Source organism: Serratia sp. AKBS12 (assembly GCF_024793895.1).
Taxonomy (GTDB): domain Bacteria; phylum Pseudomonadota; class Gammaproteobacteria; order Enterobacterales; family Enterobacteriaceae; genus Serratia_F.
Genome location: NZ_JANUSB010000016.1, coordinates 245,992 through 267,034, shown reverse-complemented (window position 1 = coordinate 267,034; position 21,043 = coordinate 245,992). Strand labels below are relative to the sequence as shown.

Here is a 21,043-nt window from a genome sequence, read left to right as displayed (position 1 = left end):
ATGCTGAGATAGGGTTGTCTGGCGCTGGGGTTCCCCCGTATCATTGCGCCTCTTTTTTAGCTGGAGTAGTTGATAATGCGCGTTTTATTGGCGCCGATGGAAGGAGTTCTCGACTCCCTGGTCCGCGAATTGCTCACCGAAGTGAACGATTACGACCTGTGCATCACCGAATTTCTGCGCGTGGTCGATCAACTGCTACCGGTGAAATCGTTTTATCGCCTGTGCCCGGAACTGCATCATGCCAGTCGCACGCCATCCGGCACGCTGGTACGTATCCAACTGCTGGGGCAGTACCCCGAATGGCTGGCGGAAAACGCCGCTCGCGCGGTAGAGCTCGGCTCGTATGGCGTGGATCTCAACTGCGGCTGCCCATCGAAAACGGTCAACGGCAGCGGGGGCGGAGCGACACTGCTCAAGGATCCCGAGCTTATCTATCAGGGTGCCAAGGCCATGCGCGCGGCGGTGCCGGCTGAACTGCCGGTGACGGTCAAGGTGCGGCTGGGGTGGGATTCGCTCCAGCACAGCCTTGAAATCGCCGACGCGGTGCAACAGGCCGGTGCGAGCGAGCTGGCGGTGCATGGCCGTACCAAGGAGGACGGCTACAAGGCCGAACGCATCAACTGGGCGGCGATTGGCGAGATCCGCCAACGGCTGTCGATCCCGGTGATTGCCAACGGCGAGATCTGGGATTACGCCAGTGCACAGCAATGCATGCAGATCACCGGTTGCGACGCGGTGATGCTCGGGCGCGGCGCACTTAACATCCCCAATTTGAGCCGGGTGGTGAAATACAATGAACCGCGGCTGCCGTGGCCGCAGGTGGTGCAGCTGCTGAAAAAATACGTACGGTTGGAAAAGCAGGGCGATACCGGCCTGTATCATGTGGCACGCATCAAGCAATGGCTGGGTTATTTGCGCAAGGAATACGCCGAGGCCAGCGATCTGTTTGCCGAGGTGCGCGCGTTGGCTACTTCGGCCGATATTGCGCGGGTGATTAGCGCGCAAAACTAATGGGGCGCCATTGCGGCGCCCCGGTTAAGCCAGCGGTTACTGCTGGGGTTGCTCTTCGTGCGCCTGTTGTTCCAGTTTTACTTCCGCCGCGCGCTTGCGCAGACCGAACCAGCCCAGAACCAGCAATATCGCCAGGACCGGAATGGTGCCAACCGTCCAGGTGCCGTTCGGATAATCGAAGGCCATCATGATAACGACTACCAGCAGGAACAGCAGCGTCAGCCAGGAGGTGACCGGCGCGCCCGGCATCTTGAAGGAAACCGGTTTGGCCTTGCCTTCTTTGATAGCCTTACGCAAACGCATCTGACAGACGATGATAAATGCCCATGAGCTGATGATGCCCAGCGAGGCAATGTTCAACACGATCTCAAACACCCGCGACGGCACCAGATAGTTCAGCAACACGCCGATCACGTAAATGCCGCAGGTCACCAGAATACCGGCATAAGGCACTTGCTGGCTGCTCATCCGGGCCATGAACTTCGGCGCCGAGCCGCCCATCGACAGCGAACGCAGAATGCGCCCGGTGGAATACAGCCCCGAATTCAGGCTGGACAGCGCGGCGGTCAAAACCACGATATTCATGATGGTACCGATGTACGGCACGCCAAGCTTGCTGAAGAAGGTGACGAACGGGCTTTGACCGGCCTGATAGGCGTTCCATGGCAGCAGCATTACCAGCAGCACCACCGAACCGACATAGAACAGTCCAATACGCCAGATCACGCTGTTAACCGCTTTGGGCAGCATTTTTTCCGGATCCTTGCACTCGCCGGCAGCGGTGCCGATAAGCTCGATACCGGCGAAGGCAAAGATCACCCCTTGCACCAGCACCAGAGCTGGCAGCAGACCGTGTGGAAACATGCCGCCGTTATCGGTAATCAGGTGCAGACCGGTACCGTTGCCGTCAATCGGCGTGCCGACGCCGAGGAACACTACGCCAACCACCAGGAACAGCGCAATGGCCACCACTTTGATCAAGGCAAACCAGAACTCCATTTCGGCAAACCATTTCACGCCGATCATGTTCATGGTCGCGACGATACCCAGTGCGCACAGCGCAAACAGCCACTGGGGTACGTCGGCGAAGGTGCCCCAGTAGTGCATGTACAGCGCCACCGCGGTGATGTCGACGATGCCGGTCATCGCCCAGTTGAGGAAGTACATCCAGCCGGCGACATAAGAGGCTTTTTCGCCAAGAAATTCGCGGGCATAAGACACAAAACTGCCGCTGGTAGGGCGATGCAGCACCAGTTCGCCCAACGCACGCAAAATAAAGAACGAGAAGATCCCGCATACCAGATACACCAGCGCCAGCGCCGGCCCGGCCATTTCGAGGCGCCCGCCGGTACCGAGGAACAAACCGGTACCGATGGAACCGCCGATGGCGATCATTTGTATTTGCCGGTTGCCCATACTTTTGTGATAACCGGATTCATGTGAGTCTAACCAACGTCTCCTCGCCGCGTGCTTGTCATGCGCCGACTTTGTGTGTGATTTCATCATCCGTCCTGTTTTTCCTGTCTATCGTTGAGTTTGCTCCGACTGCAAGCAAACGATTGCTATTGGCAATCGCATGAGAATGAGGTCATGGCTTCATTCTGCTGTTTATTGTTTGTACACTTGCCGTTAAATAACGGCGGAGCATGCTACCTTTTCTGTTTAAATGAGGCAAAAGTTCCCTGCACGAAATCGTGAATAATTGTGTTTATTATTTGTTAATTTAATGAAAGTACATATTTATCAAAACGATAAAATATGTATAAAGAACTTGGCGGTAAATAGAAGAATGTGATGAATATCCCAAAAATAAACCGCATTTTCGGCGGGGAAATAATAACTATGCAGTAGGATGCTTGTTATAAAATATATTTGTCTGATATTTAAAACTGCTACCGACGGGGAATATTAGCCAGCTTGGTAATCAGCAGCTTCTGCTGCAGAGAACGATTTGCCCGTCAGTTCATGTTGTCAGCCAGGGCCACGGCTGCGGTGTTGATGCCAGGCAGGATGGGGGGGGTAATCGAGCCGTGGCACATTGCCTGCCTGCGTCACGGCTCTTGGTTCAGGCGGTTTCTTCTGCCGGCAATGCCGAAGCCGGCAAGCCAAACAGTTTATCGAATGCCCAGTTATAGACGAAGGTATAGCAGGGAATAATGACAATCAGCGCCATATCCAGCAGCAGCGCCTGCCACAGTGAAATTCCCATCCACCAGGCAATCAGCGGTATCAAATACACCACCAGCGTCAATTGAAAGCCAACCGCATGAAAAATTCGGCGTCTAACCGTGCGGGTACGCGACGCCTGGCGGCTTTCCCAGAATTCAAACAGACAGTTGTAGATAAAATTCCAACTGACCGCGATGGTGGTGATCGCCACTGCCAGCGGCCCGGTACTGCTGGGGGCGCTGCCCGATAGCAGCGCCAGCCCGAGCGCCGAAATCGCCATCCCGATGATTTCATAAGCGGTGACATACACCAGTTTGCGTTTAACGCCTTGCATGGGGGTCTTGCTCCTTCATTTTTCTGGCCGATAAGAGGATCGCCGGTGACGGCTGGTCAAGAGACGGCTAAGATAGCGTCAATGCTATTGATAGAAAAAGTCGGGAGCTGTCAGTTTATCTGATAGGTTGGCGTGATGAATTTTTCCAGTGACAATATTGAGCTGTTTCTGGCGGTGCTCGATCGCGGTTCGTTTTCCGCTGCTGCCCGGGCGCTACGGCGCGTGCCATCGGCGGTCAGCATGGGCATCGCCAACATGGAGGCGGAGCTGGGGTTTCAGCTGTTCGACCGCACGCATCGCGAACCGGTGCCGACGGCGATGGCGCTGGCATTGGCACCGCATGCGCGGCTGATTGCCGACCAGCTGAAACAGTTGCAAATCCATGCTATCGAGCTTTCGCAAGGGCTGGAAAGCACCCTGTCGATCGGCGTGGCGTCCGACATTAACAGCAGCGCGTTGTTGACGGCGGTCACCACGCTTGCCGAACGCTATCCGCTATTGAATATCGAAGTACTGACAGCGCCACAGGATGATGTACTGCATATGCTGCATCAGCGGCGGGTGGGCGTTTGCCTGGCGTTTGGCGGTTTGAACGTCAATATCAAAGAGCAGTTTCACTTTATCGGCAGCGAGTCGCTGATCGCCACGCTATCTGCGCAACATAGCGCGTTGCGGCATGCCGACGCGGCGCTGTACCTGGAGGATCTGGTCAATGTGCGGCAAATCATCATCGCCAGCCGCGACCTGCCGATGGCCGACCTGCGGCCGCGGGTGGCGGAATCCTATTGGCGCACCGACAGTTTGCAGATGGCACTGAACATGGTGGAAGCCGGATTGGGCTGGGGCAACTTCCCGCAGTCGCTGATCGCCCCGCTGTTGGCACAGGGGCGGCTGACTCGCCTGAAATTCAAGAATACCAAGAATGAGCTGCGGTTGCCGATCCACCTGATTTGGCTGAAGAATCAGCCGCTGGACAAAGCTGCCCGCGAGCTGGTAGCGCTGATGCGCCAGCAATAACCGTCGTTGCTCCCCTTGCTGGTCGATCTGCCGTGGTATGCGTTAGTAGCCTTTGTTCTGTTTGCACCGCGTCCACGGCGGATTTCCCCGCGCTGGCGGCGGGGTGTTGGCATTGCGAGGGCTGAATAAATGACTATTCATTTGCATGGCGACGGCGCCACCAGTAGCGCGCCAGCCAGATAATGGCGATCGCCACAACCACCAGCAGCACAGCGGAGAGCTTTTTGTCGATGCCGGCAAGAAAACCTTCCATTGCCTGCCCGCCAAAGTAGCCGATCAGCACGAAAATCGTTGCCCATAATAATGCCCCGAGCAGATTCAACGGGATAAAGCGCGACGGCGGTAACCGGCTGGCGCCGATCAATACCGGGCCGATAATCCGAAAGCCGTACATGAAACGCACGCCGATGACAAACAGCATCGGATGGCGAGCGATCAGTTTTTGTGCACGCTCAATGCGCTGCTGCTGGCTTTTCAAACGGGCAATCGCCTTGCCACCAAAGCGCCGACCGGCGAAATACAGCAGTTGATCGCCCAGCGTGCCGCCAAGTGCCACCACCGCCAACACCCAGGGCAGTTGCAGCAACCCTTCATGGGCGGCCATGCCACCGAGCATGGTAATGGTTTCTCCCTCCGCCAGGCAGCCGATGAATAACGCCCAGTAACCGTAATCCGTAATGTAATGGGCCAGTTCGTTCATCCGATACTCCTCGTATTGCCGACAGTTGGGGTAAGTATACGCGCCAGTGTGACGACCGGGCACGCTGACGGCGCACGATCGGCCTATCCACTGGGCTGAAACGACGCCAGCCAGCGGCGCTGTCACTTTTTGACGGGGGGCGACCAGCCCGCCAGACGGGCGCGTTGCGCCTGTTTGCCGCCGACAGAATTTGTCACAAATAGGCACGCATATTCACAGTGCCAAGACCCTAACGCTAATTTATACTTCCTCGCAGTTTCTCAAACCATCCCCCCTATCTGTGACAGAGTAATTCATGTGAAAATCCGAGTTTTGGTTCTGACCCTATTGGCATTGCAGTCTGGCGTGGGTTTGGCGCCACGCGCACTGGCCAGTGAAAGTGCGACCGCCCTGCATGCCACCCAGCCTGAGCTGGCCTCTGGCAGCGCGATGGTGGTGGACATGAGCAATCATAAAGTCATTTATGCCCGTAACCCGGATGAAGTGGTGCCGATTGCCTCGATCACCAAGTTAATGACCGCCATGGTGACGCTGGATGCGCATTTGCCGCTCGACGAGATGTTGACGGTGGACATTCAACAGACGCCAGAAATGAAAGGGGTCTATTCACGCGTCAGGCTGAACAGTGAAATCAGCCGCAAGGATATGTTGCTGCTGGCGTTGATGTCGTCGGAAAACCGTGCCGCCGCCAGTCTGGCGCACCACTATCCTGGCGGGTATAACGCGTTTATCAACGCGATGAACGCCAAGGCCAAGGCGCTGGGGATGACCCGAACTCATTACGTTGAACCGACCGGGCTATCGATTCACAACGTGTCTACCGCACGCGATTTGAGCAAGCTGCTGCTGGCCACCAAGCAGTACCCGCTGATCGGCCAGCTGAGCACCACTACCGAACGCATGGCGACCTTCAAAGACCCCAATTACACGCTGCCGTTCCGCAACACCAACCATCTGGTGTATAACCCGAAATGGAATATCCAGCTGACCAAGACCGGTTTTACCAATCAGGCCGGCCACTGTCTGGCGATGCGTACCATGATCGGCAACCGCTCGGTGTCGCTGGTGGTGCTGGACGCGTTCGGCAAATACACCCATTTTGCCGACGCCAGCCGACTGCGCAGCTGGATTGAAACCGGCAAGGTGACGCCAATTCCGGCCGCCGCGCGCGATTACCGCCGTCAAAAGGATGCGCGTCTGGCGAGCAACGCCGCCGAATAAGCCTTAACCCGGCCCGGAATGTCACGGGCCGGCCAACTCCCGCCGCAAGATGTTCTATGCTTAATCAAACGCTGACTGATCCATAAGATAGCCACGCATTGGTGGTTAAATCCCGTTATGCTGGCAAAGTTTTGTTTTGTGAGATTGGTGACAGAGTTACCGTTGGGGCGAGATACCCGGGCCTGGCGCACCTGGGGGCAGGCGGGGGACACATCCCCGTTTCCCTGGCTGCGGGCCAATCTGAAGGTTGTTCAAATTTGCTGCCGGCAAATTTGTCCGGCGGCTCACGCCGCAGCGGCCGTAACGGTATGCTCCCCCATATCTGACTTTGCCGCATTTGATTTTCGTTTTTGATAAGGATGACCCAAATTGGCCGGAAGTAGCTTACTGACTCTGATTGATGACATCGCTTCGTTGCTGGACGATGTCTCGCTGATGACCAAAATGGCGGCAAAAAAGACCGCCGGGGTGCTGGGAGACGATCTGGCGCTGAATGCGCAGCAGGTCACCGGGGTAAAAGCCGATCGTGAATTGCCTGTGGTATGGGCGGTAGCGAAAGGCTCATTGATCAACAAGGCGATTCTGGTGCCGCTGGCGCTGCTAATCAGCGCCTTTGCGCCTTGGGCGATTACGCCGTTGCTGATGGTGGGCGGCGCCTATCTGTGTTACGAAGGTTTTGAAAAAGTGTTCCATAGCCTGACGCATAAAAAGGGCGAAGGGGAACACCGTGAACCGCTGAACCCAGATGAAGACGTGGCGGCATTTGAACAGCGCAAGGTGAAAGGAGCGATACGTACCGACTTTGTACTGTCGGCGGAAATCATCGCCATTACGCTCGGCACCGTAGCCGCTGCCAGCTTCAGCCAGCAGGTGATCGTGCTGTGTGGTATCGCCATTGTCATGACCGCCGGCGTATACGGCATTGTCGCCGGCATCGTCAAGCTGGACGATCTGGGATTGTACCTCAGCCGCAAAACCAGCTCGCTGGCGCAGGTGGTTGGCCGTGCGATCGTCGGCGCGGCGCCGTATCTGATGAAAACCCTGTCGATCGTCGGTACCATTGCCATGTTTATGGTCGGTGGCGGCATTTTGACCCATGGTTTGCCGTCAGTGCATCACCTGTTTGAAGACTGGGCGTCGCATATCACGGTGATACCGTCATTCGATCACATCGTGCAGGGGGGGGTGCCTTCGCTGCTGAACGTAGCGTTCGGCTTTGTCGCCGGCGGCGTAGTGCTGTTGCTGGTGTCGACGCTGGGCGCTATCCGCGGTCGTTTCAAAGCCTGATCCGACCGGGCAGGGCGCGCCTGCGCTCTGCCGACTATTCTGCCAGGGTGGTATGCCCTTCTCCCAACGACCGCTGCATCAGGTGGGTATCGCGCCAACTGCCGAACTTGAAGCCGACGGCGTTCAATGTGCCAATGCTGCTAAAACCCAATTTACGGTGCAGTTCCAGCGAGCCGAAATTATTGGCCGAGTCGCCGACCACCGCCAGCATCTGGCGCCACTGACCGCGTTCACAGCGGGCAATCAATGCGCCAAGCAGCGCTTTTCCGATGCCTTTGCCCTGCATGCCGGCGGCGATGTAGACCGAATCTTCCACGGTAAACCGATAGGCGGGGCGGGGTCGATACGGCGTGGCGTAGCAATAACCCACCACCCGCTCCTCCAGCTTCGCTACCAGCCACGGCAATCCGGCAGACAGCACGCTATCGTGACGATGCTGCATTTCTGACAGTGACGGCGGCGTTTCTTCAAAAGATCCTGCGCCGTGCAACACATGGTGACGATAAATATCCGCCACGACGACGAGGTCTTCAGGCGTGGCATCGGTAATCGACAGCAGCACCTGCGGCATTGCGGAAAGCGTCATGATATATCCTGTTTACCGAGTGAAATCAGATGGGAAACCATTATGCACGTTGTTAAACGACAAGATAAATTGCTGTTTGTTATCGCATTATAAGCAAGCGATCTGGCTACAGGAGGACGTTACCCGCGGGGGCGGGTAACGGGGGCAAAACTATTGGCCGTGCATCAGGTTGGTCACCGCCTGGCGCAGATAGGCCAGCAGGGCCGGCGTCAGCCAGGTGCCTTCGCTCAGCGTCGGCTCCTGTTCCATCGCCTGGCGGATTTTCATCTGCGTCGCCGGGTTGTCGCCGGCATAGGAGCGGAACAGCGCCAGCCACTGGGACGCCAGCTGTCGGGCGTGCTCGCTGTCTGCCGGGACGCCGTCGTCGAGCGCCTGCTGGAAACCGGCGATCAGCGCAGGCCATTCCTGCATCCGATCAAAATAATGCTTGCGCACGTAGGCATATTCCTCGGCAGACAGGTATTGCCGGTAAATCGCCAATTTGGTTTCGGCAAATGCCCGGGTAATGTAATCGGTCATCGCCGGCGTAATACCGGTTTGCTGGCGCATGGACGGTTCGTCGGCGTGCATGGCGTTCAGTCGGGTAAGAAACGCCGGATTGCCGGCGGTGTCGCGCTCCAGCGTCACCATCCAGCGCCGTGCGATGGCCTGGGCCTGCGGATCCTGCGCCGCAACGCCGTTTTGCATCAGTTGGCGAACCTGCTCCACCATCGACGCCCATTCCTGCTGACGTTGGGCGTCAGGCTGGTAAAACGGCAGTTGCGTCAATTCGTCAGCGGTAAAATATTTGTCGTACATGGTCATTAACTCCAAGGTGGTCAGCCAGTCGTTCATAGCCGGTTCGTCGCCAACCGTCAGCTGTGCGTGCAGTTGCTGCAAGCGATGGCGCAGCGTGGCGATTTGAGTCAGCTGCCGGTCGAGCATGGCAAGCTGCTTTTCAATCACCGCCGGCAAAGCCAGCTCTGAACGTGCCAGAATCGCCCCGACTTCCGCCAGCGTAACCCCCATACGGCGCAGTGCCTGTATCTGGTGCAGACGGGTGACATCAGCACGGTTATACAAACGATAACCGGCGTCGGAACGCGCCGAAGGGACCAGCAGGCCAATATTGTCGTAATAATGCAGGGTGCGAACGGTAATGCCGGACCGGCGTGCCAGTTCACCGACTTTTAATAACATGCTGTATTCCTCCCTTGTGCGTGCAGAGAGACTACAGCCTGACGTGACGTCAGGGTCAAGCGGAGGATTGCCATTTTTTGTCTGGCGATCGGGAGCTGAGTGCCCCCGACCGCCGATGAGGCGTTGCGGTTTACCAGCCCTTGACTGCACCGCCGTTAAACAGGGTGGTTGCGGCGTTGGCGACCTCGTCCGACTGATAGGCCTTCACGAAGTTTTGCACGTTTTGCGCATTTTTATTGTCTTCGCGCGCCACCACGATATTTACGTAGGGTGACTGCTTATCTTCTATGAAGATACTGTCTCGGGTGGGAGACAGCCCGATTTGATTAATGTAGGTGGTGCTGATGATCGCCACCGCCACCTTGGCATCGTCCAGCACGCGCGGCAGTTGCGCGCCTTCCAGTTCCATGATGCGGTAATTGTGCGGGTTGGCGCTGATGTCCAAGGCGGTCGGCAGCAGTCCCTTACCCGATTTGAGCGTAATCAGGCCGGTTTTTTGCAACAGCAGCAGCGCCCGGCCAAGGTTGGTGGGATCGTTGGGAATGGCGATGGTTGCACCGTCCGGCAATTGGCTGACCGAGGTGTATTTTTTCGAGTAACCGGCCATCGGGAAGACGAAGGTGTTGCCGACGGCCACCAGCCTGTAGCCATGATCGTGGTTCTGCTGTGTCAGAAATGGCCGATGCTGAAACACGTTGGCATCCAGATCGCCCTTGTCGGTGGCGTCATTGGGCAGCAGCGAACCGCTGAATCCCACCAGTTCGACCTCCAGGCCGTATTTTTCCTTTGCCACCCGTTTGGCCACTTCGGCAACGTCCTGTTCGGCGCCGTTGATGACCCCGACCCTGATATGGTTTTGATCGGACTTTTGCTCACAGCCTTGCAGTAACGCCGTTGCCGCCAATGCGGCCGCCAACGCGCCGTAACGCCAGTTAATCGCCATCTGTCACTCCCTGAAAAAAACAAGAAAATCAGTCATTTTGTCCAGACAGATAAGCGCAGCGGCGACGGGAAGTCAAACCCGGCCTCAGCACATTCGCTTATAAAATATAACCGTTTAAAGCGGCCGTAGTACCACGATACCGGGGGTGGCTACCACATAATCGATAAAGGGCGAATCCACCACCCGGCGATTATGTTCGCGCGAGGAGGCATTGCGCAGCACCGGACCGCTGGGGGTCATGAGGTAGATACCGACATGGCTGACGTCCAGACCGGGCAGGTTGCTGTAAATGCCGATATAGTCACCGGTGCGCAACTGGCTCAGCAGGTGGTCGTTAACGTAACCACTGGGAATATAGCTGATGGCGTGCGTGACGTTTGGCAAGCCGGGCAGGTATTGGCTGCCGTCGGCTTTGCGGTTCAGCGTCTTGTTCAGCGTGACTGCGTGCGGGCTGAGTTGAGCGCTGATGTCTTTGACGCTGGCGTGCGGCGGCTGTGACCAGTCGCTGAAGAAATGTTTGCGGGTCAGGAAGCCGATCTCTGCGTTGACGTAACGCACGGTAGTCAACCGGTGGATAAACTGCGGGTAATCCTCGGCGTTGCGCAGCGCTTCAACGTAATCCAGCAAGGTGAAGCAATCCACGGCGCGAAAATCAATCGTCAGCTGCTCCGCGTTGCTGGCGGAGCCGATCAGCATCTTCGCCAGGTAAGGCGTGTCGAGAAACTGCTGTGAAATCAGCGCAATGCGTTGTCCGTTGTTCAGCGCTGGCTGAGAATTGCGCAGGGCGAGTAAGGCGTCGATCCTGGCACGCGTTAAAGGGTCAATGTTCACCTGGCTGTCCGTGGGTTGTATGGGTTGCGGTGCGGGCGGGGCGTGGGTGGCGAGTGGTGGCTGCCCGGCGCATCCGCCCAATAATAGCATTAACGTCCATTGCGCTGCCTTGCCCATGTATCCCCCGTCGGTGGCCTGTGGTGTCGAATGACCGCAATTATCACTCCACCGTGACGGATAAAGTCTAAACCATGACCAAACCGCTGTGCATTGGGTTAATAGCCGACCTGATTGTTGAAGGGAAAATACCAGAACAGCGCGATTTCATGGTCGGCGATATCCGGTTGGCCGCGGTACAGCAAGCGATCGATACCCCCCAGGGTAAAACCGTAACGCTGATAGCAGCGGCAGGCGGTCAGATTGTTATTTTGCGTTTCCAGCATCAGGCCGGCGGTGTCACGCTCGCGCGCCCATTGCTGTGCCGCATTCAGCAGCGCGGTGCCGATGCCGCGCCGCCGCGCCTGACGGCTGACCGCCACTTCTTCAATCAGCGTGTAATCATTCCAGTTTTTGCTCAGAGTAATATGGCCGACCGCTACGCCGCGCTGTCGGGCAAGAAAGGTATCGCCTTCGTCGTTGACGAACGGCGCCAGCGGGTAGTTTTTGCGAAACGGTACCACCGGCAGCATTGGCCACTGTTCCAGCGGCGTGTCAAAGCGGGGCTGGGCGTACTGTTCGACGTAAAAGGTAAAATCGTTATTTTCCAGATAACCCTCGGGCAAGTCGGTGATGCGTTCAATCACGATCTCGCTCATTACGGCAACTCCCGCAGCAGTTTGGCCGGATTGCCGGCATAGATACCCTTGCGCGTGATATTTTTGGTCACTACCGCGCCCGCACCGATCACCGCGCCGTCGCAGATATCTACCGCTAAAATGGTCGCACCGGAGCCGATAGATACCTGGTTGCCAATCTGCGAGCGTCGCCAGTTCGCGGCGTTGGCGTCCGGCGTGCCCTGCTTGAACAGGTCGTTGGCAAACATCACGCCATGACCAACAAAACAGTCCTCGCCAAGCGTGACGTATTCGCAAATAAAACTGTGCGATTGAATTTTGCTGCGTGCGCCGACGGAGACGTTTTTTTGTATTTCGACAAACGGCCCGACAAATACGTCGTCCCCCAGATAGCAGCCGTACAAATTGCTGGGTTCAACCACCATTACGTTTTGCCCGACCTCAACGTCGGCAATGCCGCTTTGGCGGGTACGAAGTTTTGGCGTCATGGTATTTCCTCCCAAAGTGCTAACAGTTTGATTATAGAGTAAACCGCCCGCTGAACCCGCTTGTGCGAACGTTTTTTCAACAAAAGACTATAATATTGTCAGGGGGAGAGCCCTGTGGCCGCTGACCTCAAGCGGACGAATGTCCGTCAGAGGTGTGTTTTTCCTCGCCGAGTGCGGCCTACGGCGAGATGAGGAGGTGTTTCATGGTTAATCATGTTTGGGGGCTGTTGACTCATCCCAACACCGAGTTCAAGGAAATTCAGCGCGAGAACGAAAGCGTCTCGCATCTTTATACCCACCATGTGCTGTTAATGGCAGCCATTCCGGTGATCTGTGCGTTTATCGGCACCACCCAACTGGGCTGGCTGTCCGGTGACGGGCATGCCATTCAGCTGGATATGTTTACCGCCTTGTATACCGCCGTGGCCTTTTATCTGCTGATGCTGGCGGGTGTGGCGGTGATGGGCAAGGTGATCCACTGGATGGCTCGGCGTTATGAATCCCGCCCGAGCCTGCATCGCTGCATGGTGTTTGCCGGCTACGTTGCCACGCCGATGTTCCTCAGCGGCCTGGTGGCACTGTATCCGGTGGTATGGCTATGCCTGTTCGTCGGCGTTGTCGGCCTGTGTTACTCCGGCTATCTGCTGTATCTGGGTATTCCGCATTTCCTGGGCATCGACAGCCGGGAAGGTTTCATCTTCTCGAGTTCCACCTTCGCCATCGGCATTCTGTTGCTGGAGCTGCTGCTGGGTCTGACGGTGCTGATGTGGGGCTATGGTGTCTGGCTGTTTTGACCGTTAATCCCTGCCGCTGAATCGCCCCTCATGTCGGCCCGGCATGAGGGGCCTGTTATTTATGCCTTACGGAACACCAGCAGCACGCCGCACACGATCGCCGCCATGCCGGCCAGGCTCAGCGGCGCCAGACGGTGGCCGAGCAGCAGGTAATCGAGCAGCGCGGTGACGGCGGGGATCAGATAAAACAGGCTGGTGACCTGCACCAGATTACCGCGCTGTATCAGCCGGTAAAGCAGCAGGGTGGCCAATACCGAAATCACCACTGCCATCCACACCAGCGGCAGCACCAGCGCCGGTTGCCAGTCAATGTGTTGGGGCGTAAGCGGCATCGCCGCCGCGCACACCAGCAACCCGACGGCATATTGCAATGGCAGCACCGCCAGCGGCGGCTGATCCATCCCTTTTTGTAGCAGCGTACCGACGGTCATGCAGCCCAGGGCGATAAACGCGCAGGCGATGCCGGCCGGCGAGAAGTGCGCCACCATCACGCTCTGATATACCACCAGCACCAATCCACCCAGCGCCAGCAGCAGACCAACTGCGCGCAGTCCCGCACAGCGCCGTTCGGTAATGAACTGAGTGAGGATCGGCTGCACGCCGAGCAGGGTTGCCAGCACCCCGGGCGTGATGCCCAATTCCAGCGCCAGCAGATAGGCCGTTTGGTAACAGCCGATCATCAGCAGGCCGATAAGCGCGACCCGCCAACGGCTGCCGGGCGCCGGCAATAGCCGCCGTTGCCACAGGCCGAGCGCGATCAGCAGCGTGAGCGCAATCGTGCAGCGCAGACTTAAAAATACCAGAGCGGAGGCGTGCTCCAGCCCCATACGCGAGAAGATGGCGCCGCTGCTCCACAGCAGCACAAACAGCGTTGCCAGGCCGGCATTGGCCGGCTGAGAGATAGTTCGCATTCAATTTCACCTGTCAGGGAATAACAGACTCCGGCGCAGACGACGCTTCAGGTCATACGCAATCAGCTAACCGGAGGGATAAATTCAGTGTGGGTTTAACGCACCACCACGCGGCGCGGCGGTGGAGCCACGCCAGCCATGACGGCGACCACGACAGATGAAACGGCAGGAGGGGAGACGGAAACACAAGGCACAACGGCGGCCGGGAAGGTCGCTGATGTTGGATCGCTTGCCTGTGTGAAAACGCTCATTGAGATGCCCGTTAGTATGGATTTAACAGCGTAAACAATCGACCGTGGCTCAACGCGAGCCGTGGGATAGCGCAACGCACTACGCCAGGCGCGGAGCACAACCGGCGGTCAGTAAAGTAAATTATGCGTTCTAGCGCGGGTTTGCAACAATAAATTAACAGCACTCTCCGCAAAGAGAGTGCCGGAAAAGACGGTTAGTGGCGACTGACCACCACCAGTTTCTGGTTAACGAATTCCTTGATGCCCAAATCTGACAGCTCGCGGCCAAAGCCGGAGCGTTTTACGCCGCCGAACGGCAACTCTGGCGCGGTATCGGTCAGCGAATTGATATACACCATGCCGGTTTCAATGCGCGAGGCCAGCCGTTTGGCGCGCTCGATATCGCCGCTGAAGATTGCGCCGCCGAGGCCATAGTGCGAGTCGTTGGCCAGTTGTACCGCGTGGTCATCGTCTTGTACCACGTAAATCTGCGCCACCGGGCCGAAGAACTCTTCGAAATAGGCCGGATTTTCCCGACTGATATTGGTCAGAATGGTGGGTTCAAAGAAATTGCCGTCATGCTGCGGCGCCTCGCCGCCATAATGCAGGGTTGCGCCATGGTCGACGGCGTTTTTGACCTGCGCTATCAGCCCGTCGAGCGCCGCTTTTGACGACAGCGGCCCGAGGGTGGTGGCCTCATCCAGCGGATCGCCGAGGGTGACCGAACGGAACCGCTCGGTGAGTTTTTGCAAAAATGCCTCGGCGACGCCCTGTTGCACGATAAAACGCTTCGCTGCGGTACACACCTGGCCGGCATTGTTCAGTCGCGCCTGGGCGCCCACTTTTGCCGCTCTGTCCAGGTCGCAGTCGTCGAGTACCACAAACACGTCGTTTCCGCCCAGTTCCAGCGTGGCCTTCTTCAATTTTTTCGCTGCCTGTGCGGCAACGACGCTGCCAGCCTTTTCCGAGCCGGTGAGCGCCACGCCCTGTACCCGCGGATCGGCGATGATATTGGCCACCTGATCCGTTGAAATGAACAGATTGGTATAGGCGCCCTCGGGAGCACCGGCCTCCAGCAGCAACTGTTCAAACGCAACGGCACAGTTGGGTACGATGCTGGCATGCTTGACCATTACCGGGTTGCCGGCGGCCAGGTTCGGCGCCAGCACGCGCATCAGTTGATAATACGGGAAGTTCCACGGCTCAACCGCCATCAGCACGCCGATCGGATGATGTTCTACCCAGGCTTCGCCCAACGTGGAGTCATAGCGTACCGGCGCCAGGAACTGCTGGGCATGATCCGCGTAATAACGGGCGATTTGCGCGCACAGGGCCACTTCGCCGCGGCTTTGGTTAATCAGTTTGCCCATTTCCACGCTGGCAATCTTCGCCAGTGCTTCCCGCCGGCTGTCCATCAGATCGGCCAGTTTATGCAGCACCGGCAGGCGTTGCGCGATATCACCCCTGGCCCAGGCGGAATGATACAGCGCGTCGGCCTGTGCCAACGCCTGTTCGATCTGTTGGTCGCTGTGTGGCGTATATTCTTTGATCAGCTGGTTGTTAAAGGGGTTGATGGTCTGGTATGCCATGAAATAGCTCCTTTCGTCGTGCAAAATGGCGCAAACGCAATAACGCAGGCATAGCTGCCGCGTCCATCAACAAGTTTAGGTCAATAGCGTTGGGGAAACTGCCTGGCATCGGCAAATTGCCGCTGCTGCCGCGTATTACCGGGCTGCGGCGGCAGACGCAGATGTTACCGGGTATTGCTGCCCCAGTTTTTCAGCTTGCTGGTTTTGCCCAGGCCAGGGTTGAAACTGTTGGTGGGATCGGCCTGCTGATAGAAGGTTTGTAACGCCGGTTTGGCGTAATACAGGTGGCCGACGTTATGCTCGGCCGGGTATTCCGCGCCACGCCGATCGAGGATTGCCAACATCTGTTGTTTCAGTTGGTGCGTGTCGACGCCTTTCTTCACCACGTAGTCCTGGTGGAACACGTGACACATAAAATGGCCGTAATACAGTTTGTGCACCAGCTGGCTGTCGATTTCCGGCGGCAGCGTTTCGAACCATTGGTTGTCGTTGCGGCGCAGCGCGATATCCAGCGCCAGAATATCCTCCACCTTATCGGCGTGAACCGCATGGTAACGCACCGCGGCACCCGCGGCGGCAAAGCGATGCAGGAAGGCTTTTTTGCCTTCGTCGGCGGTACAGACAAAAAAGTCGCCGTCGGCGCTGGCAAAGTAGTGTTTCAGATAGGCATAGGCTTCTTCGGTGCCGGCACCGGACATTTTTAACAGCAGGTGGTGTTCAAAGCGATCGCGATACGCCTTCATGCGTTTCGGCAGGTGACTGGGAGCCAGATGGCTCAACCCCTGCATCAGGCGGTCGGTCAGGTTATGCGGCAGCAGCGGCAGTTTGTTGAACGTGGCGTCGACGCGACCCTTGAGGGTAAAAAAGCGCGGCATCTGGTCGGTGCCGAGCTTGTCGATCATCAGGAAGGTGTCCTTGCCGTAGGTTTCGGCGATGTCGAAAATGTCCCGATGCATATACTCGCCGGCCACCGGCAGGTTTTCGAACTGGCTCAGCATGTGGCGACGCAGCTCGGTCAGTACCGCCGTGTCGTTGGTGCCGATATAAAATACCTGTTCCTGCGTTTCCTTTTCGAAGGTGTCGAGCCGTACCGCGAACACCGCCAGTTTGCCGGCGCAGCCGGAGGCTTCGTATAATCGGCGCTGGTCGGCGTTGAAGCGTGAAGGGGTGTCGGCATCCACGTCGCGTACCCGCTCGGCGTATTCATTATCCGACGCGCGCAGCTCGCCGTACTCCACGTCCTCCGGTCGGTAATCTCCCTGTTCCAGCCGGGTGAGGATTTCTTCTGGCGTGTCGCCAAGCCGGATACCCAGATGATTGACCAGCCGCAACTGGCCATCGGCGCCCAGTTGGGCGTACAACGCCATTTCGGTGTATGCCGGGCCGCGTTTGACCAGCGAACCGCCGGAGTTGTTGCACACCCCGCCGATCACCGACGCGCCGATACAGGACGAACCGATCACCGAATGCGGCTCTCGGCCATAGGGCTTTAGCAACTTTTCCAACTGGTTCAAGGTACTGCCCGGGAAGCCGACCACCTGCTTGCCATTATCCAGCACCTGGACATGATCGAGCCGCAGGGTGCTAACGATCACCACATCGCGATCGTAATCATTACCGCTCGGCGTAGAGCCTTCGGTTAAACCGGTGTTTGCCGCCTGCATGATGACAATCTTGTCGGCAGCGACGCAGGCCTGGAGGATTTGCCACAGTTGCAGTAGCCGGGTGGGGAAAACCACCGCCAGCGCGTCGCCAACCCCGGAACGAAACCCTTTGCGGTAGCGTTCGGTACTGCGTGCGTCGGTCAGCAGTTGCTGGCCGCCGACGATGTTTTTCAACTGACTGATAAATGCCTGCTTTTCGCTGCTGGCGGACTGCGTCATGCCGATCTCCCTGTCACGTTATCTTGGTGTTCGGATTAATAGCGTTCTGAAAACCCGTTCTGACGCTCTTCTTCACGCAGCGTCAGAATTTCCACCCCGTCGGCGGTGACCGCTACGGTGTGCTCCCACTGGGCTGACAGTTTTTTGTCGCGGGTGATCACCGTCCAGCCATCTTTCTTCTGTTTGATACGGCGATCGCCCTGGTTAATCATCGGTTCGATGGTAAATACCATCCCTTCCTGCAACGTCATGCCGGTACCCGGCTGGCCGAAGTGCAGCACCGCCGGCTCTTCATGCATCTCGCGACCGATGCCGTGGCCGCAATATTCACGCACGATGCTGTAGCCGGCCTGCTCGGCGTGTTGCTGTATGGCATGACCGATATCACCCAGCGTCGCGCCCGGTTTTACCGCGCGGATGCCGGCCCACATCGACTGATAGACATTGTTTACCAGCCGTTTGGCGACCGGCGATGGTTGGCCGATGCAATACATTTTGCTGGAATCGGCGATATAGCCGTCGTTTTCCAGCGTGATGTCGACGTTGACGATCATGCCGCTGCGCAGGATTTTACTGGCGGACGGGATGCCGTGGCACACCACTTCGTCGATTGAGGTGTTCAGCACATAAGGGAAATCGTACTGGCCCTTGCTGGCCGGGCGCGACTTCAGCTCATTGACGATGAATGCCTCGGCGCGGTCGTTGATCTCCATGGTGGAGATGCCTTCACGGATCGCTCCATCGAGCATAGCAAACACCCTGGCCAACAGTGCGCCAGAGTGCCGCATTTTGGCAATCTGTTCCGGCGTCTTGATCACAATCTGTTTCACCCGACAATCTCCTTCAGCGTCAGCGCGTTATCTTTCATCATTTTCTTGACCAATTGCGGATAGGTCAGTTCCGGGTTGAATTCGGCCAGCATGCCGATCTTGATCCAGTATTCGGCCTGCGCGTTGATGGAACGCGTCATGGTCAGGCTGGCAAGGCGCAGATCGTCGTGCAGGGCGTCGGTGATTTTCACAATCCCCATTTCGGTGCTCCCTAAGTGGCAAATATACGAATTGTATACGGTCCGTATGGTTGGGGTGTGGCCGTTTGTGGCGTCGGAATTTTCTGCCTGGCGCCGATTGCCGTGGCCTGGCAATGCGTTTATTGTGTTTGCCGAGGTATTGGCATGACTTTTTTAGAAGGATTTCAGGCGTGACTAAATTGCGTGTTGGGGTAATTTTTGGCGGTAAGTCGGCGGAACATGAGGTTTCACTGCAATCGGCCAAAAATATTGTCGATGCTATCGACAAAGAAAAATTCGAGGTCACGCTGTTGGGGATCGACAAGCAGGGGCAGTGGCATATTAACGACGCGTCCAATTACCTGTTGCATGCGGAAAACCCGGCGCTGATCGCGCTTAACCATTCCAATCACAATGTGGCGCTGGTGCCCGGTCAGCAAAGTCGGCAACTGATTGCCGCCGATGGCGCCGGTGTGCTTGACCAGCTTGACGTGGTGTTTCCGATCGTGCATGGCACGCTGGGCGAAGACGGTTCGCTGCAAGGTCTGTTGCGCATGGCCAATCTGCCATTCGTCGGCGCAGGCGTGCTCGGCTCGGCGGTCAGTATGGACAAAGACGTCACCAAACGTCTGCTGCGCGACGCCGGGCTGGCGGTAGCACCGTTTGTTACGCTGACGCGCGCCAACCGCAGCAAATACGATTTCGCACAGTTGAGCGACCGGTTGGGATTGCCGCTGTTCGTCAAGCCGGCGAATCAGGGCTCGTCGGTTGGCGTCAGCCGGGTAGAGGATCGCCAGCAGTATGAGGCGGCAATCGCGCTGGCGTTCAGCTTCGATCATAAAGTGCTGGTGGAGTCGGCGATCGTCGGGCGTGAAATCGAATGCGCCGTGCTGGGTAACGATCAACCGCAAGCCAGCGTGTGCGGCGAGATCGTGCTCAATGAGGCATTCTATTCTTACGACACTAAATACATCAGCGAGCAGGGGGCTCGGGTGGTGGTGCCGGCGGCCATCTCCGAGGCGGCCAGCGACAAGATCCGCCAGGTGGCCGTCAAGGCATTCCGCGCCCTGGACTGCCTCGGTATGGCGCGTGTCGACGTGTTCCTGACGGCGGATGATAACGTTATAATTAACGAAATCAACACATTGCCTGGTTTCACCAACATCAGCATGTACCCGAAACTGTGGGCTGCCAGCGGCGTGGACTACCGGCAGCTGATTACCAGGCTTATCGAACTGGCGCTGGAGCGCCATCAGCAGGATTGTGGCTTGCAAAGCTCGGTGTTCGAGCGCGCGTAAACGGCTATGTCGCCCCTCGGCCGCTGGTCGAGGGGCAAAATGCTACTTCACCGTGACGTCGATGTCGCCGAAATACTTCTTCGCCAGCGCCTGTACCGTACCCTGTTGTTGTACCTGTGCAATGGCCGCATCCAACCGCTGCTTCAACGCCTGATCGTCTTTACGCAAGCCAAAGGCGATGCCGGAACCAAAGATTTTCTCGTCCTGTACCGCGTCGCCAACAAAGGCGAACCCTTTGCCGTCCGGGTGTGCCAGGAAGCCGCTCTGTCCGGCAGGCGCCATGATCAGCGTGGCATCCAGGCGGCCGGCGGTCAGGTCAAGGTAGACCTGGTTCTGATCCTGATAGGCAACAACTTCCACGCCCTGTGGCGCCCAATGGGCTTTGGCGTAGTTTTCCTGAATAGACCCTTGCAGCACGCCGACGCGTTTGCCGGCCAGTGCGCTGGCGTTCGGCGTCAGGCCGCTGTCGGCTCTGGCAATCAGGCGGTTTGGCACCTGATAAATCGCCTTGGTGAAGCCGATAGCCTGCTTGCGCTGTTCGGTGACGTTCATTGCCGAGTTGATGACGTCGAACTTACGCGCCTGCAGCGCCGGGATCAGGCTGTCGAACGAGGTTTCAACCCAGCTGCATTGCAACCGGGCGGCGGCACATACCGCATTGCCCAGATCGATATCGAATCCTTCCAACTGGCCGCTGGCGGATTTTGACTCAAACGGCGGGTATAGTGCCTCTACGCCAAAGCGCAGGCCATGTTCGGCGGCCAGGGTAGAACCGGCGGCCAACAGGCAGCCGGCGGCGATCAGCGTTTTCAAGGTAGTTTTCATCAGT

21 protein-coding genes are annotated in these 21,043 nt (G+C 57.5%); 6 read left to right on the top strand and 15 right to left on the bottom strand.

Annotated elements, in window-relative coordinates:
- Positions 1-75 precede the first annotated feature (75 nt).
- Positions 76-1,011: a tRNA dihydrouridine(16) synthase DusC gene (gene dusC / locus NYE85_RS20605; RefSeq protein ID WP_259006604.1), complete on the top strand. Its 936-nt coding sequence runs from the start codon at positions 76-78 to the stop codon at positions 1,009-1,011.
- A 36-nt stretch (positions 1,012-1,047) separates the two neighbouring features.
- Here dusC and ansP read toward each other — a convergent pair whose 3' ends face one another.
- Together ansP and NYE85_RS20595 are read right to left on the bottom strand one after the other, a co-directional pair.
- Positions 1,048-2,514 (bottom strand): L-asparagine permease, encoded by a 1,467-nt coding sequence (gene ansP, locus NYE85_RS20600; protein WP_259006603.1) that lies wholly within the window; start codon positions 2,512-2,514, stop codon positions 1,048-1,050.
- A 562-nt stretch (positions 2,515-3,076) separates the two neighbouring features.
- Positions 3,077-3,514, bottom strand: a complete 438-nt coding sequence (locus tag NYE85_RS20595) for a PACE efflux transporter (RefSeq protein ID WP_259006602.1) — start codon at positions 3,512-3,514, stop codon at positions 3,077-3,079.
- A gap of 135 nt (positions 3,515-3,649) precedes the next feature.
- Here NYE85_RS20595 and NYE85_RS20590 point away from each other — a divergent pair, with 135 nt between their 5' ends.
- Positions 3,650-4,531 (top strand): LysR family transcriptional regulator, encoded by an 882-nt coding sequence (locus NYE85_RS20590; protein WP_259006601.1) that lies wholly within the window; start codon positions 3,650-3,652, stop codon positions 4,529-4,531.
- Positions 4,532-4,664: 133 nt separating this feature from the next.
- On the opposite strand, the gene NYE85_RS20585 is transcribed toward NYE85_RS20590, so the two are convergent.
- The gene (locus tag NYE85_RS20585; protein WP_259006600.1) at positions 4,665-5,231 is read right to left on the bottom strand and encodes a DedA family protein; all 567 of its coding nucleotides are present in this window, start codon (positions 5,229-5,231) and stop codon (positions 4,665-4,667) included.
- A 291-nt stretch (positions 5,232-5,522) separates the two neighbouring features.
- On the opposite strand from NYE85_RS20585, the gene pbpG reads away from it, so the two are divergent.
- A complete protein-coding gene (pbpG, locus tag NYE85_RS20580) occupies positions 5,523-6,452 on the top strand; it encodes a D-alanyl-D-alanine endopeptidase (protein ID WP_259006686.1) in 930 nt (309 codons plus the stop codon).
- A gap of 369 nt (positions 6,453-6,821) precedes the next feature.
- Positions 6,822-7,739, top strand: a complete 918-nt coding sequence (locus tag NYE85_RS20575) for a DUF808 domain-containing protein (protein WP_259006599.1) — start codon at positions 6,822-6,824, stop codon at positions 7,737-7,739.
- 34 nt (positions 7,740-7,773) lie between these two features.
- On the opposite strand, the gene NYE85_RS20570 is transcribed toward NYE85_RS20575, so the two are convergent.
- The 6 genes from NYE85_RS20570 to NYE85_RS20545 form a co-directional block, all read right to left on the bottom strand.
- A complete protein-coding gene (locus NYE85_RS20570; RefSeq protein WP_259006598.1) occupies positions 7,774-8,325 on the bottom strand; it encodes a GNAT family N-acetyltransferase in 552 nt (183 codons plus the stop codon).
- A 150-nt stretch (positions 8,326-8,475) separates the two neighbouring features.
- The gene (locus tag NYE85_RS20565; protein WP_259006597.1) at positions 8,476-9,504 is read right to left on the bottom strand and encodes a MerR family transcriptional regulator; all 1,029 of its coding nucleotides are present in this window, start codon (positions 9,502-9,504) and stop codon (positions 8,476-8,478) included.
- 130 nt (positions 9,505-9,634) lie between these two features.
- A complete protein-coding gene (locus tag NYE85_RS20560; protein ID WP_259006596.1) occupies positions 9,635-10,447 on the bottom strand; it encodes a MetQ/NlpA family lipoprotein in 813 nt (270 codons plus the stop codon).
- Between the two features lie 114 nt (positions 10,448-10,561).
- A complete protein-coding gene (locus NYE85_RS20555) occupies positions 10,562-11,395 on the bottom strand; it encodes a DUF1460 domain-containing protein (protein ID WP_259006595.1) in 834 nt (277 codons plus the stop codon).
- A 98-nt stretch (positions 11,396-11,493) separates the two neighbouring features.
- Positions 11,494-12,033: a GNAT family N-acetyltransferase gene (locus NYE85_RS20550; protein ID WP_259006594.1), complete on the bottom strand. Its 540-nt coding sequence runs from the start codon at positions 12,031-12,033 to the stop codon at positions 11,494-11,496.
- Positions 12,033-12,500 (bottom strand): acyltransferase, encoded by a 468-nt coding sequence (locus tag NYE85_RS20545; protein ID WP_259006593.1) that lies wholly within the window; start codon positions 12,498-12,500, stop codon positions 12,033-12,035. The genes NYE85_RS20550 and NYE85_RS20545 overlap by 1 nt, the downstream gene beginning before the upstream one ends.
- Positions 12,501-12,703: 203 nt before the next feature.
- On the opposite strand from NYE85_RS20545, the gene NYE85_RS20540 reads away from it, so the two are divergent.
- Positions 12,704-13,294 carry a Yip1 family protein gene (locus NYE85_RS20540; protein ID WP_004965639.1) on the top strand — a complete coding sequence of 197 codons (591 nt, stop codon included), beginning with the start codon at positions 12,704-12,706 and terminating at the stop codon, positions 13,292-13,294.
- A gap of 59 nt (positions 13,295-13,353) precedes the next feature.
- On the opposite strand, the gene NYE85_RS20535 is transcribed toward NYE85_RS20540, so the two are convergent.
- The 5 genes from NYE85_RS20535 to NYE85_RS20515 all read right to left on the bottom strand — a co-directional run bounded on the left by NYE85_RS20535 (position 13,354) and on the right by NYE85_RS20515 (position 18,937).
- Positions 13,354-14,205, bottom strand: a complete 852-nt coding sequence (locus tag NYE85_RS20535; protein WP_259006592.1) for a DMT family transporter — start codon at positions 14,203-14,205, stop codon at positions 13,354-13,356.
- A gap of 445 nt (positions 14,206-14,650) precedes the next feature.
- Entirely contained in the window at positions 14,651-16,024 is a 1,374-nt protein-coding gene (locus NYE85_RS20530) for an NAD-dependent succinate-semialdehyde dehydrogenase (protein WP_259006591.1), read from the bottom strand.
- Positions 16,025-16,188: 164 nt separating this feature from the next.
- Positions 16,189-17,907, bottom strand: a complete 1,719-nt coding sequence (gene dld / locus NYE85_RS20525; protein ID WP_259006590.1) for a D-lactate dehydrogenase — start codon at positions 17,905-17,907, stop codon at positions 16,189-16,191.
- A 35-nt stretch (positions 17,908-17,942) separates the two neighbouring features.
- Positions 17,943-18,737, bottom strand: a complete 795-nt coding sequence (map, locus tag NYE85_RS20520) for a type I methionyl aminopeptidase (RefSeq protein WP_259006589.1) — start codon at positions 18,735-18,737, stop codon at positions 17,943-17,945.
- Positions 18,734-18,937 (bottom strand): ParD-like family protein, encoded by a 204-nt coding sequence (locus NYE85_RS20515; protein ID WP_004965629.1) that lies wholly within the window; start codon positions 18,935-18,937, stop codon positions 18,734-18,736. The genes map and NYE85_RS20515 overlap by 4 nt, the downstream gene beginning before the upstream one ends.
- A 170-nt stretch (positions 18,938-19,107) precedes the next feature.
- On the opposite strand from NYE85_RS20515, the gene ddlA reads away from it, so the two are divergent.
- Positions 19,108-20,214, top strand: a complete 1,107-nt coding sequence (gene ddlA, locus NYE85_RS20510; RefSeq protein WP_259006588.1) for a D-alanine--D-alanine ligase — start codon at positions 19,108-19,110, stop codon at positions 20,212-20,214.
- Positions 20,215-20,256: 42 nt separating this feature from the next.
- Here the strand turns inward: ddlA and NYE85_RS20505 are convergent, their stop codons facing one another.
- On the bottom strand, positions 20,257-21,039 hold the full coding sequence (locus NYE85_RS20505) for an ABC transporter substrate-binding protein (RefSeq protein ID WP_259006587.1): 783 nt from the start codon (positions 21,037-21,039) through the stop codon (positions 20,257-20,259).
- Positions 21,040-21,043 lie beyond the last annotated feature (4 nt).

Excerpts from the sequence above, each read along its gene's own strand:
- dusC (WP_259006604.1), top strand. The coding sequence starts at position 76 with ATGCGCGTTTTATTGGCGCCGATGGAAGGAGTTCTCGACTCCCTGGTC.
- ansP (WP_259006603.1), bottom strand. The coding sequence starts at position 2,514 with ATGAAATCACACACAAAGTCGGCGCATGACAAGCACGCGGCGAGGAGA.
- NYE85_RS20595 (WP_259006602.1), bottom strand. The coding sequence starts at position 3,514 with ATGCAAGGCGTTAAACGCAAACTGGTGTATGTCACCGCTTATGAAATC.
- NYE85_RS20590 (WP_259006601.1), top strand. The coding sequence starts at position 3,650 with ATGAATTTTTCCAGTGACAATATTGAGCTGTTTCTGGCGGTGCTCGAT.
- NYE85_RS20585 (WP_259006600.1), bottom strand. The coding sequence starts at position 5,231 with ATGAACGAACTGGCCCATTACATTACGGATTACGGTTACTGGGCGTTA.
- NYE85_RS20570 (WP_259006598.1), bottom strand. The coding sequence starts at position 8,325 with ATGACGCTTTCCGCAATGCCGCAGGTGCTGCTGTCGATTACCGATGCC.
- NYE85_RS20565 (WP_259006597.1), bottom strand. The coding sequence starts at position 9,504 with ATGTTATTAAAAGTCGGTGAACTGGCACGCCGGTCCGGCATTACCGTT.
- NYE85_RS20560 (WP_259006596.1), bottom strand. The coding sequence starts at position 10,447 with ATGGCGATTAACTGGCGTTACGGCGCGTTGGCGGCCGCATTGGCGGCA.
- NYE85_RS20555 (WP_259006595.1), bottom strand. The coding sequence starts at position 11,395 with ATGGGCAAGGCAGCGCAATGGACGTTAATGCTATTATTGGGCGGATGC.
- NYE85_RS20550 (WP_259006594.1), bottom strand. The coding sequence starts at position 12,033 with ATGAGCGAGATCGTGATTGAACGCATCACCGACTTGCCCGAGGGTTAT.
- NYE85_RS20545 (WP_259006593.1), bottom strand. The coding sequence starts at position 12,500 with ATGACGCCAAAACTTCGTACCCGCCAAAGCGGCATTGCCGACGTTGAG.
- NYE85_RS20540 (WP_004965639.1), top strand. The coding sequence starts at position 12,704 with ATGGTTAATCATGTTTGGGGGCTGTTGACTCATCCCAACACCGAGTTC.
- NYE85_RS20535 (WP_259006592.1), bottom strand. The coding sequence starts at position 14,205 with ATGCGAACTATCTCTCAGCCGGCCAATGCCGGCCTGGCAACGCTGTTT.
- NYE85_RS20530 (WP_259006591.1), bottom strand. The coding sequence starts at position 16,024 with ATGGCATACCAGACCATCAACCCCTTTAACAACCAGCTGATCAAAGAA.
- dld (WP_259006590.1), bottom strand. The coding sequence starts at position 17,907 with ATGACGCAGTCCGCCAGCAGCGAAAAGCAGGCATTTATCAGTCAGTTG.
- NYE85_RS20515 (WP_004965629.1), bottom strand. The coding sequence starts at position 18,937 with ATGGGGATTGTGAAAATCACCGACGCCCTGCACGACGATCTGCGCCTT.
- NYE85_RS20505 (WP_259006587.1), bottom strand. The coding sequence starts at position 21,039 with ATGAAAACTACCTTGAAAACGCTGATCGCCGCCGGCTGCCTGTTGGCC.